Here is a 12,406-nt window from a genome sequence, read left to right on the forward strand (position 1 = left end):
GGAGTTAAGTTGAATGTATTCTGCTTCAACTTCGCGTTACGTGTTTGGTGTGACTTTGAGCATACTTTCAACAGGGGCGTGGGCTGCGTTGCAGACCACGCCTTTTCTTGCCATACATAGTAGCCCTCAATATCATCAATTACAGGCAATGCCCTATGCCAATCCTCTTGCCAATAAAGGGGGATATATCACGACCTCGAGTATTGGGAGTTTTGATAATTTAAACAGCATGAATGGAAAAGGGCGTTCTGTTGAAGGTATCAATTATCTTTTTGATAGCTTGATGAGTTCATCTTTAGATGAACCGGGTGTGATGTATCCATTGCTTGCCGAAAAGGTGACATTTGACCCGAAAAAAACTAATTTTGTTATTTTTCATTTAAACCCAAAAGCACGGTTTAGTGATGGTTCTGAACTCACTGCTGAAGACGTTAAATTTAGTTTTGATACCTTTCAAACTAAATCAAATCCCGGTCTACAAATGTACTTAGCGGATTTGGACAAAACAGATGTTTTATCTAAATATCAGGTGAGGATGAGTTTTAAATCTGGACACAACACTGATATGCCCATGATTTTGGCGCAAATGCCGATTTATTCCAAAAAAGATTGGGCAAAAAAAGATTTTACTCAAATTACATTGCAGCCCATATTAGGCTCAGGCCCTTACACAATTGAGACGATCGATGCAGGTAGGAGTATTCGCTACAAGCGCAATCCTGAGTATTGGGGGCAGAACTTAGCTGTTAATCGTGGTCGATATAATTTTAACCATCTGAAATATGTATATTACCGCAGTCCTGACATTGCCTTTGAAGGCTTTAAAGCAGGTCAATTTACGTTATATGAGGAAAAGACTGCACGTAATTGGGTGGGAGCGTACAATTTTCCTGCTTTTAAAGACGGTAAAATTGTCAAATATCGCTTTAAACATGAACGACCGATTCCCACAAAAAGTCTCGTATTTAATACTCGTCGTGCGCCATTTAGTGATATTCGCTTTCGACAAGCTTTAACCTATGCTTATGATTTTGAATGGCAAAATAAAGCATTATTTTATGGGCAGTATCAGCGTTTGCAGAGTTATTTTAGTAATAGTGTGCTAGAAGCGAAGGGGAAACCCTCTATCCAAGAGTTGGATATTTTAAAACCGATGTTATCGCAACTTGATCCTATTCAAAGACAGGGGGTCTTATCCAATTGGCAATATCCCATTTCTGATGGCAGTGGATTTAATCGAAAAAATCTGCTGCATGCACGCCAACTGTTATTGAATGCGGGTTATCGTTATCAAGACGGCAGATTGGTGGATGCAAAATCTCGGCCTGTGAAATTTGAACTTTTGATTCAGCAACAAGATTTGCAGCGAACCTTAATGCCATTTATACGAAATTTGAAACGTTTAGGTATTCAGGTGTTATTACGACAAGTCGATGGGCCGCAATACACCGAGCGTATGCGAAATATTGACTTTGATATGATCGTGGATGAAATGCCTCAATCGCTCACTCCAGCAGGTGAGCAAGCTCAACTTTGGGGCAGTCAAGCAGCCGATCAAGTGGGTAATTATAATTATGCAGGGATTAAAAATCCTGTGATCGATAAGCTCATTCAACAGGTGATCAATGCTCCAAATCGGGAGGAATTGATTATTCGTACGCGTGTTTTAGACCGCCTGCTCAGAGCGGGTTATTATCAAATTCCAATGTTTGGGCAAAGTGAAAACTGGTTTGCCTATTGGCATATGTATAAGCAACCTTATGTCAAACCTAAACTTTCTGCAGGGATTGACTATTGGTGGAGTGATGCAGCTCAAGCCAAGCAAATAACACAATATCTACGGCAGCAATAAATACACCTGAATGACAAGGAATGTGAAAGCAACATGGGCACATATATTTTAAAAAGATTGCTCCTGATTATTCCAACATTGTTTTTCATTTTACTGATTAACTTTGTCGTGATTCAGATTGCACCGGGAGGACCTGTTGAACAAGCCATACAGCAAGCTGAGTCCTTTCAAGGTATGGGAAACACAGGTGGTGGTGAAACTGCGACGACAGGCAGTAAATACCAAGGTGCTAAAGGCCTCAGTGAAGAAATGGTGGCAAAAATCGAAGCGCAATATGGTTTCGATAAGCCATTGTTCGAACGTTTTTGGCTCATGTTAAAGGGGTATGTGACGCTAGATTTTGGTACCAGTTTCTTTAAAGATAAGCCTGTGACTCAGCTGCTTTGGGAAAAACTGCCAGTATCTTTATCCCTTGGCTTATGGAGTACCTTGCTGATCTATATGGTGTCTATTCCATTAGGCATTAAAAAAGCCCGTCAACATGGTCTGTTATTTGATAAAAGTACGTCTATTTTATTGGCTATCGGCTACGCCATTCCTGCTTTTGCCTTTGCCATTTTACTCATTGTATTTTTTGCAGGTGGTTCATATTTTCAGTGGTTTCCTCTACAAGGTTTAGTTTCAGAGAATTTTACTGAGTTAAGTGTATTTGGCAAAATTGCAGATTATTTTTGGCATATGGCGTTGCCTTTGTTTGCCATGGTGATTGGTGGTTTTGCTGGCTTAACTTATCTGACCAAATACTCTTTTATGGAAGAACTAAATAAGCAATATGTTCTTGCTGCTCGTTCTAAAGGTTTGACCGAATCACGTGTGCTGTATGGGCATGTATTTCGTAATGCAATGCTCATTGTTATTGCTGGTCTACCAGAAGCCTTGATTGGCATCTTCTTTGTGGGAAATCTATTTATTGAAATTATTTTCAATCTAGATGGCCTGGGATTGTTGGGGTTTGAAGCCATCGTACAACGCGATTATCCAGTGATTTTTGGCACCTTGTTTATTTTTACCTTGATGGGGCTGATCTTAAGATTAATCAGTGATGTCATGTATCAAATGATTGATCCACGAATTAATTTTGATTCGCAGGGGGCAAAATAATGTCTCCGATCATGCAAGCGCGATTTCAACGTTTTAAAGACAATAAATTAGGTTTTACATGCTTTATCAGCTTTGCCTTGATTTTTATGTTGTCTCTAGCTGTCGAGTTTATTGCCAATGATAAACCGCTCTTGGTCAAATACGATGATTCTTTATATGTGCCCGTACTAAAAAGCTATCCAGAGACCGCATTCGGTGGGGTATTTGAAACTGAGGCTGATTATAAAGATCCTGTCGTTCAGCAACTGATTGAAGAGAAAGGCTGGGCTGTATGGCCACTAATTAAATTTTCCTATCAAACACCGAATTTAGAACTGGCTGTGCCCGTACCATCTGCACCAACTGCACAAAATTGGCTTGGTACCGATGACCAAGGGCGTGATGTGCTCGCACGTATTTTATATGGACTACGTGTGTCGCTCTTGTTTGGTTTTGCATTAACTTTTGCTTCAGCCATATTGGGCATCATGGTTGGGGCGATACAGGGCTATTATGGTGGCTGGGTAGACCTCATTGGTCAACGGATTTTAGAAGTCTGGGGCGGACTACCGATGCTATTCATGGTGATGATTTTGGTCAGCATGTTTACGCCGAGTGTGTATTGGCTCTTTGTCATTATGCTGCTGTTTGGCTGGCCCACTTTGGTCGGCTTGGTTCGTGCAGAGTTTTTGCGTGCTCGTAATTTTGATTATGTCCGTGCAGCACGGAGTCTTGGCGTTACAGATAGCACCATTATGTTTCGGCATATCTTACCAAATGCGATGAGTTCCAGTCTTTCACAGCTACCTTTCATGCTCACGGCAAATATTACGGCACTGACAGCCCTAGATTTCTTAGGTTATGGCTTACCGCCTGATGCAGCGTCATTAGGTGAGTTATTGCTTCAAGGGAAAAACAATCTGAATGCACCATGGCTTGCCTTATCGGGATTCTTTACCTTAGCGATCGTGCTGTCTTTATTGATCTACATTGGGGAGGCGACACGTGATGCATTCGATCCTAGACGTCAATAATCATCAAGTTAATGTACATCCCATCGTGTTAGAGGTGGAACATTTACATATTTCACATGCAGCACAGGTCTTGGTTGAAGACCTGAATTTTAAATTGCATGCAGGTGAAACGTTAGCCATTGTTGGAGAAAGCGGTTCAGGTAAATCGATTAGCAGCCTAGCTATACTCGGTTTGTTGCCAAGTGATCTGCAGGTCACAGGCAGCGTCAGCCTGAATGGACAAAATATTCTTGGACTGAGTCCTGAGCAGCACCGAAACATTCGTGGACAGAAAATTGCCATGATTTTTCAAGAGCCGATGACGGCCTTAAATCCCTTACATCGGGTTGAAAAGATTGTTGGTGAGTCACTGTTGTTACAGGGATGGTCGAAGGCAAAAACTCGGCAGCGGGTTATAGAATTATTAAATGATGTTGGTATTCCTGATGCTGAAGATAAGTTAAGACGATACCCACATGAGTTATCTGGGGGGCAGCGACAACGTGTCATGATTGCCATGGCATTGGCCTTAGATCCTGATATTTTAATCGCTGATGAGCCAACCACGGCTTTAGATGTCACTTTGCAAGCGCAAATCTTAAATTTATTAAAGTCGCTACAACAGCAGCGTAATATGGCCATGATTTTAATTAGCCATGACCTGAATTTGGTCAAGCGCTATGCCGAACATGTGATTGTGATGAATCGTGGACAAGTGGTGGAACAAGGAGATGTTCAGGAAATTTTTGAGCAACCGAAGCAGGCGTATACCCAAAATCTGTTAGACCATGATTTTGGTGTAGCAATACAGGTTTCACAAACGCAGACACTTTTAAAATTACACAAATTAGGAGTGAAGTTCCCAGTCAAACAAGGCTTATTGAACCGCATCAAAGATTATGTCGTTGCGGTAGAGGCTTTGGATTTAACAGTGGCTGAAGGTGAGTCGATCGGTATTGTTGGAGAGAGTGGTTCTGGGAAAAGCTCCCTAGCATTGGCTATTGCTCGGCTCATAGAAAGTGATGGCGAAATTATGTTAAATCAACACGCCATCCATCAACTTTCAGAAAAACAGCTCAGACCTTTACGTCGTGAATTTCAAATTGTCTTTCAAGATCCATTCAGTAGTTTAAATCCACGGCTAAATGTAGAGCAAACCATTGGCGAAGGTTTGGCCTTACAGCATTTATCTGCAAATGAAATTGTACAGCGTATAGATGAAGCTTTGCAGAAAGTCGAATTAGCCAGCTCATTTAAGCAGCGTTATCCACATGAGTTATCCGGTGGGCAACGGCAGAGAGTCGCCTTAGCACGTGCGTTGGTATTACGTCCTAAATTATTGATACTCGATGAACCCACATCGGCACTAGATCGGACGACACAAAAAGCCATCGTGAAGCTACTACGGCGTTTGCAGCAAGAATTTAATATGAGTTATTTATTTATCAGTCATGATTTACACGTGGTCAAAGCCCTGTGTCAAAAAGTGTTGGTACTGCGACATGCCAAAGTCATGGAGTTTCAAGACACTGCAGATCTATTTGCACGACCACAAACGGACTATACCCGTAAATTAATTGCAGCCAGCCAATACTAAAATCAAAGCTATGGATATTTTGACATGTGTCATTGTCAAAATATCCTTGACCTTTAGAAAATAATAATTAGAGTAAATACTCAGGACTTATTATTTCATTTTGGACATTGCCATGAGCCATTTAGCTGAAAGCTTTAAAATTCGTAATACCACATTTAAAAATCGCATCATTAAAGGTGCAATGAGCGAAGCATTGGCCAATACCGCAGGCCAACCCAATCACTTACATTTTGGGTTATATGAAGCTTGGGCGAAGGGTGGTTTAGGCTGTGCCATTACGGGTAATGTCATGGTGGATTTTTGTGCTAAAAATGAGCCTGGGGTTGTTGTCGCTGAAACAGAGCGTGATTTAGCACAGTTAACACAGTGGGCTGAGCTAGGCAAGAAGCACGGCATGGTGCAATTGGTTCAACTTTCACATCCTGGCCGCCAATGTCCTAAAGGTTTAAATAAAGAAACGGTTGCACCATCTGCTGTGCCATTTAGTCCAATGTTAGCTACAACGTTTGGAACACCGCGCGAACTTCGTGAAGATGAAATTTTAGATATCATTCAGCGTTTTGCACGTGCCGCACACATTTGTGAAAAGGCAGGCTTCGAAGGCGTGCAATTGCATGGTGCGCATGGTTATTTAATTAGTCAGTTCTTGTCGCCACTGACCAATAAACGTCAAGATCAGTGGGGCGGTTCAAATGAAAACCGCATGCGCTTTTTGCTTGAAATCTATAAGGCAGTTCGTGCAGCGACGACAGATGATTTTATTATTTCGGTCAAACTCAACTCTGCTGATTTCCAACGTGGCGGAATTAGCGAAACAGATGTGATTGAGGTCTTTAAGGCAATCGATTCCGCAGGGATTGATATGATTGAAATCTCGGGCGGTTCCTATGAAGCGCCAGCGATGGCGGGTGCTAAAGAAGAAAAACGTAAAGCCAGTACCATTGCTCGTGAAGCTTATTTCCTCGATTTTGCGGACAATATCCGTAAAGAAGTGAAATGCGCGTTAATGGTTACCGGCGGGTTTAGAACCGTCCAAGGCATGAATGCTGCACTAGACAGTGGAGCTTGTGATTTTATTGGTATTGCACGTCCTTTCGCTGTTGAAGTCGATTTGGCTGATCGTTTATTGGCGGGTCAGGATGTTCGTTATGGTGTGGACAAAATTAAAACTGGCATACCGATGATTGATAAAATGGCGATTATGGAAATTATTTGGTATGCCGCTCAGTTTAAATCGATTGGTGAAGGAAAACAGCCAAATCCTAAACTTTCACCGTTAAAAGTGTTTTTTAAATATCTCAAAGGCAATTTAACCGCGGTCATTAAAGGGCAAGTCAATTCACGTAAGTCGGCTTAGTCAATCATTGAATTATTAGAATAAGGGCAATCGGCATACATCCATGTTATGGTTGCCTTCATTCATATCAATATTACTTACAATAAAAATGTCTAAAATTTTAATATTAATAGTCATTCTTTCGGGGCTCAGTTCTGCTCTCTATGCCCAGTCTACATTTCAGACGGGGGATATCATTTTTCATATCTCAAAGTCACAACAAAGTTTAAGCATTCAAAAGGCGACACATTCGCCTTATAGTCACATGGGCATGATCGTAAATAAAAATAACCAAACTTGGGTGCTTGAAGCTATTCAACCTGTGCAATATACCGCTTTAAATCAATGGATCGCGCGTGGGGAGAATGCTCACTATGTGGTGAAAAGGCTCAAACAACCCTTAAATGTGCCGCAGAAAACGAAGCTAGTACAAAATGCAGAAAAGTACTTGGGCAAACCCTATGATATTTATTTTGAATGGGATGACCGTGCAATTTACTGTTCTGAAATTGTTTGGAAAGCTTATCAGCATGCTTTAGGAATCGAACTTTCGCCGTTACAACAACTTAAACAATTTGATTTAAAACAATATGAAGTGCAGCGTCTAATGCGGCAGCGCTATGGTCAAAATATTCCGCTAAATGAGCAGGTGATTGCCCCTAAGGCCATTTATGATTCAAAACTTTTAAAAGAAATATTTAGAAATTAAGGCAATAAAAAAGCCCAAGTCGCAATGCTTGAGCTTTTTAATGAGTGGTTAAAACCAACTCGAATATGGCGTCCCTACGGGGATTCGAACCCCGGTTACCGCCGTGAAAGGGCGATGTCCTAGGCCTCTAGACGATAGGGACAGTACAGAAAGCAAATTTTAAAACCGTTTATTTCAGTCTAAGTTTTTAGACTAAATAATGGCGTCCCTACGGGGATTCGAACCCCGGTTACCGCCGTGAAAGGGCGATGTCCTAGGCCTCTAGACGATAGGGACTTAATAAAATGTACTTCTGAAAATTGGCGTCCCTACGGGGATTCGAACCCCGGTTACCGCCGTGAAAGGGCGATGTCCTAGGCCTCTAGACGATAGGGACGTTTCAGAGGTGGGCGTATATTAGGGTGAAAATCGGGGGGTGTCAAACGCTTTTCTATAAATAAATTCAGTTTTTGTTGTTGAGTGCATAAAATTAAAACAATTTGCTAAAAATGTTTGAAAAATACATTATTTATGTCGATTTTTTCAACACTTGTAAGATTGTAGCAATAACTTCTGGATGCGTTAAATATCCTGCAATAACGTGTGGGTGTTCAATCGATGTCTGAATTTGCTGGTTAATAATGGCGGGTTGAAAATCAAATGGTGCCTGACTCAGTGGAAAAGCGCTGAGAAAATCATCATGTGAATAAAAGTTTAACCAATCGCCTGAAATTGCATCAGGCCGCTGTAAAGGTTGAGGTAAGTGAGCTTGGATGACACGAAAAGCCAAAGGTGAGCCCAAGGTGATAAAGTGCTGTATGTTGAGTTCAGGATGTAACAGTAAAAAATGATACGCAATCACGCTACCTAATGAATGTGCAATCAACAGGGTGGGTTTCGTTTGATGTAATTGCTCATGCAGACGAGTGTGAACTGCCTGAATAAAGTGTGGATTAGATAAATAGAGATAAGTTTCGACCAAAAATTTATGCAAAAGTGTGGCATGTAATTTTGGGAAATAATTCATTAAAACTGCAAAATCGCGTAGCGCAAGATCTTTGCCAAGTGCAGTGATCGATTTGAATGATTGGCTTAATCCAATAGCATCATTAAGGGTGATGTCAGGTAGATTGTTTTGTACGGCGTGATGCTCAAGTACTTTTGGTGATTTTTCTAGGAGTTCAGTACGATGGATAAACGGAAAATGTGGCCACGTTTGAGGCGTCAAGGTGCTGGCTTGAAGCATATTCTGCAAATGATAACGCGTGAGTAAATCTCCATAAAAAGGCATGCGCATATGGTGCTGTATATATGATAAAAAAGTCTCTTGATGGCTTTGCTTTAAGCCTTGAGACAACAGTGCAAGCCAATGCTGTTCGAGCGAACGTGCAGTTTGTTGCTGTTGATTCATGCCATGGATAAAGATGATCTGCATATTGCACCTCATCGACGGATCAGTTTTTATTCTACTTTTATTAAAATATAGCCATAAAAAAAGAGCAACCGAAGTTACTCTTTTATCGTGTTTGGTATGACAACGCAGATCAATCTTTGTTGTGATACAAGGTGTAGTAGCTGATATAACACGCCACAATGAAGATCATACAGCAGATAAAGCCAGTTAACATTTCTGGGTCAAATACCATACTAATACAGGTAATAAGACAAAATACAAAACCGAGTATCGGCACGATTGGGAAGAGTGGTGCAGCAAAAGCTAAATCTTTTGCAGTTTTGCCTTCTTTATACCACTGACGGCGGAAGTTGAATTGGCTTAAACAAATACTCATCCATACCACCACCATGGTAAATGCCGCGACACCTAACAAGTTTTTGAAGATGGTTTCTGGTGCAAATTGCTCAGAAAGTAAGCCCGGCATACCACCGATCATGGTCACAATCACGGCAACATAAGGAATACCACGTGAGTTCACTTTAGAGAACACCGCAGGTAATTGCTTACTATAGGACAATGACCACATCATTCGAGATGCAGCAAATAAACCTGAGTTTGCAGCAGAAAGTAGGGCTGTGATAATGACAAAGCGGATGATGTCTTCTGCATAAGGAATACCAATGTGCTGGAATACTGTTACGAAAGGTGAACTACTTACACCTTCGGCAGATAAGCCAGCTTCTTGATGGGGCAATAATGCAGTAATAACAACAATGGTACCCACAAAGAAAATCAACAAGCGGAAAATCGCCGTGTTAATGGCTTTAGGTACATTTTTCGCTGGATCTTTGGTTTCACCCGCAGCAACACCAATCAGCTCAGTACCAGAGAATGCGAAGTTCACAATCAACATTGTAGCGAAGATTGGGAACAAGCCTTCAGGGAACCAACCTTGTGCAGTGAGATTGCTAAACAGCGGTGCAGCTTCATAGCCTCGATAGCCTAAAACACCAAAAATGGCCAATAGACCCAAAATAATAAAGGCAACAACGGTAATCACTTTGACTAAGGCTAGCCAAAATTCAGATTCAGCAAACCATTTGGTTGAAATCATATTCAAGCAGAATACAAAAGCACCAAAGATTAGGGTCCACATCCACATAGAGCTGTCTGGGAACCATTCCTGCATTAAAAGTGCAGCAGCAGTAAATTCAGTTCCTAGCGTTACTGACCATGTCAGCCAATACAGCCAAGTGATGGTATAACCCGTACCCGGTCCGATATAGCGTTTAGCATAAGCGCCAAATGAACCAGATTCAGGCATATGTACAGCGAGCTCGCCTAAGCAAAGCATCACCATATAGGCGATAATACCGCCTAAAAAATACGAAATAATGGCACCTACAGGCCCCGTTTGTGCAATGACTTCACCCGAACCAAGAAATAAACCAGTACCGATTGCGCCGCCAAGCGAAATCATCACCAGATGTCGAGTACTCATAGCGCGTTTTAACGGCGCAGAATTGCCCTGATGCGAAGCATCATTCGGAGAATGAGATGACTGCATAGAGAAAAAGGAGAATCAAATAATGAAGCGAGTAATTGTAGAGAAGAATGCAATGATGATGCAATCAATTAATATAAATTATAGATAAATAAACTTTAAGTTTGTCAGCACTGACAGAAGAATTGGCGTCCCTACGGGGATTCGAACCCCGGTTACCGCCGTGAAAGGGCGATGTCCTAGGCCTCTAGACGATAGGGACGTTTTGAGGTGCTGTCATAGTATGAATAAACATGATGTGAGTCAAAGAAAAAATTTAAATTTCAGCTCATTTGTCTGTTATTTATACATATAAATCAACGATTAATAAATTGTAAAAAAGAAAGGCTGTGAAAATAAAAAAGCGAACCCAATGGCTTTGGATTCGCTTTAAAGATTAATCATTAAATAAGCTTAATCTTGATTATGATATAACCAATAATAACCTGCATAACATGCCGCCATAAAGATCAGGCAGCCAATAAAGCCTGAAAGCATTTCAGGATCTGCGGCCATACTTAAACCTGTTGCGGTACAGCAGACAAAGCCAAGAATTGGAACTAGTGGGAACCATGGTGTACGGAATTTAAGTTCTGACACGCTATGACCTTGTTTCAACCATTGACGACGGAAGTTAAATTGACTCCAACAAATACTCATCCACACGATCACCATGGTGAAAGCGGCAACCCCCATCAAGTTCTTGAAGATCACATCTGCGCCAAATTGTTCTGACAATAGACCTGGTAAACCACCGATCATAGTGACCAATACAGCAATATAAGGCACACCTGTTTTGCTTAATTTGCCGAAAGCACTTGGTAATTGTTTTTGTGCAGACAGTGCCCACATCATACGCGATGCAGCATATAAACCAGAGTTAGCTGTAGACAGTAAAGCCGTAATAATGACGAAACGAATTAAGTCTTCTGCATAGGGAATGCCCATCAGGTTAAATACGGAAACGAATGGACTACTACTTAATCCGCCATGTCCACCGACATTTAAACCTGCATCGGTATAGGTCAACAGGGAACTGATGACGATAATAGTGCCGACAAAGAAAATGATTAAGCGCCATACCGCAGCATGGATGGCTTTAGGTACATTCTTTTCAGGGCTTTCAGTTTCACCTGCAGCGATACCAATCATCTCCGTACCATTAAAGGCAAAGTTCACGATCAATAGCGTGGCAAACAGTGGGAACAAACCATTTGGCAGCCAACCATGTTCAGTCAAATTGTGGAACATTGGAGCTGATTCATAGCCTTGGAAAGGCACGAAACCAAAGATGCAGGCAAAACCAAGGATGATGAAAATCAACACTGTTGCAACTTTCACCATGGATAACCAAAATTCTGACTCTGCGAATGCACGTGTAGAGCTTAAATTAGAGATCAGTACGCCAGCTGCAAAGATCAGTGTCCATAGCCAAATAGAGGTTTGTGGAAACCATTCCTGCATCAATATAGCAGCCGCAGTAAATTCTGTACCTAAGGTGGCAGACCAGCCCAACCAGTACATCCAAGACACCATATAACCCGTACCCGGGCCAATATAATTTGTCGCAAAAGCACCAAAAGAGCCAGAAACAGGTAAATGTACGGCAAGCTCACCCAAACAGAGCATGACCATGTAAGCGATCAGACCACCAATAATGTAGGCAAGTACAGCGCCCAAAGGCCCAGCTTGTGAAATAACTTCACCTGAACCCATAAACAAACCAGTACCAATTGCACCACCAAGTGAGAGCATCACAAGGTGTCGAGTCGTCATCGCACGTTTAAGCGATGGACTTTTACCTTCAGCAGACGAGTGTTGCGAAGGTTCAGAGGGAGATTGCATAGTGAAAAGAAAATTGAACGAAAGGTATATTTTATGATTGAATGCAGTGAAATGAT

General features: G+C 41.5%; 9 protein-coding genes and 4 tRNA genes. 6 read left to right on the forward strand and 7 right to left on the reverse strand.

Annotated features, from left to right (window positions below):
• Nucleotides 1-13: 13 nt before the first annotated feature.
• The 6 genes from FTT76_RS11525 (at nucleotide 14) to FTT76_RS11550 (ending at nucleotide 7,587) form a co-directional block, all read left to right on the forward strand.
• Nucleotides 14-1,852 (forward strand): extracellular solute-binding protein, encoded by a 1,839-nt coding sequence (locus FTT76_RS11525; protein WP_180008293.1) that lies wholly within the window; start codon nucleotides 14-16, stop codon nucleotides 1,850-1,852.
• A 33-nt stretch (nucleotides 1,853-1,885) separates the two neighbouring features.
• Entirely contained in the window at nucleotides 1,886-2,953 is a 1,068-nt protein-coding gene (locus FTT76_RS11530; protein ID WP_180008291.1) for a microcin C ABC transporter permease YejB, read from the forward strand.
• Complete coding sequence (locus FTT76_RS11535) at nucleotides 2,953-3,966, forward strand: ABC transporter permease (protein WP_180008289.1); 1,014 nt, start codon at nucleotides 2,953-2,955, stop codon at nucleotides 3,964-3,966. The genes FTT76_RS11530 and FTT76_RS11535 overlap by 1 nt, the downstream gene beginning before the upstream one ends.
• Nucleotides 3,941-5,542 (forward strand): ABC transporter ATP-binding protein, encoded by a 1,602-nt coding sequence (locus FTT76_RS11540; protein WP_180008388.1) that lies wholly within the window; start codon nucleotides 3,941-3,943, stop codon nucleotides 5,540-5,542. The genes FTT76_RS11535 and FTT76_RS11540 overlap by 26 nt, the downstream gene beginning before the upstream one ends.
• Before the next feature lie 112 nt (nucleotides 5,543-5,654).
• Nucleotides 5,655-6,899: an NADH:flavin oxidoreductase/NADH oxidase family protein gene (locus tag FTT76_RS11545; protein ID WP_180008287.1), complete on the forward strand. Its 1,245-nt coding sequence runs from the start codon at nucleotides 5,655-5,657 to the stop codon at nucleotides 6,897-6,899.
• Between the two features lie 88 nt (nucleotides 6,900-6,987).
• Nucleotides 6,988-7,587 carry a YiiX family permuted papain-like enzyme gene (locus tag FTT76_RS11550; RefSeq protein ID WP_180008285.1) on the forward strand — a complete coding sequence of 200 codons (600 nt, stop codon included), beginning with the start codon at nucleotides 6,988-6,990 and terminating at the stop codon, nucleotides 7,585-7,587.
• A gap of 66 nt (nucleotides 7,588-7,653) precedes the next feature.
• Here FTT76_RS11550 and FTT76_RS11555 read toward each other — a convergent pair.
• The 7 genes from FTT76_RS11555 to FTT76_RS11585 all read right to left on the reverse strand — a co-directional run bounded on the left by FTT76_RS11555 (nucleotide 7,654) and on the right by FTT76_RS11585 (nucleotide 12,350).
• Nucleotides 7,654-7,729 (reverse strand) — tRNA-Glu (locus FTT76_RS11555).
• 58 nt (nucleotides 7,730-7,787) lie between these two features.
• Nucleotides 7,788-7,863: transfer RNA gene (locus FTT76_RS11560), tRNA-Glu, on the reverse strand.
• A gap of 24 nt (nucleotides 7,864-7,887) precedes the next feature.
• Nucleotides 7,888-7,963 (reverse strand) — tRNA-Glu (locus tag FTT76_RS11565).
• Between the two features lie 132 nt (nucleotides 7,964-8,095).
• On the reverse strand, nucleotides 8,096-9,001 hold the full coding sequence (locus FTT76_RS11570; protein WP_180008283.1) for an alpha/beta fold hydrolase: 906 nt from the start codon (nucleotides 8,999-9,001) through the stop codon (nucleotides 8,096-8,098).
• A gap of 109 nt (nucleotides 9,002-9,110) precedes the next feature.
• Complete coding sequence (locus FTT76_RS11575) at nucleotides 9,111-10,529, reverse strand: amino acid permease (RefSeq protein ID WP_078189154.1); 1,419 nt, start codon at nucleotides 10,527-10,529, stop codon at nucleotides 9,111-9,113.
• Nucleotides 10,530-10,652: 123 nt separating this feature from the next.
• A tRNA-Glu gene (locus FTT76_RS11580) sits at nucleotides 10,653-10,728 on the reverse strand.
• Nucleotides 10,729-10,919: 191 nt separating this feature from the next.
• Nucleotides 10,920-12,350, reverse strand: coding sequence for an amino acid permease (locus FTT76_RS11585; protein ID WP_180008281.1), 1,431 nt, complete (start codon nucleotides 12,348-12,350; stop codon nucleotides 10,920-10,922).
• Nucleotides 12,351-12,406: the final 56 nt, after the last annotated feature.

Origin of the sequence: Acinetobacter sp. YH01009, assembly GCF_013420765.1 — a bacterium.
GTDB lineage: Bacteria > Pseudomonadota > Gammaproteobacteria > Pseudomonadales > Moraxellaceae > Acinetobacter > Acinetobacter amyesii.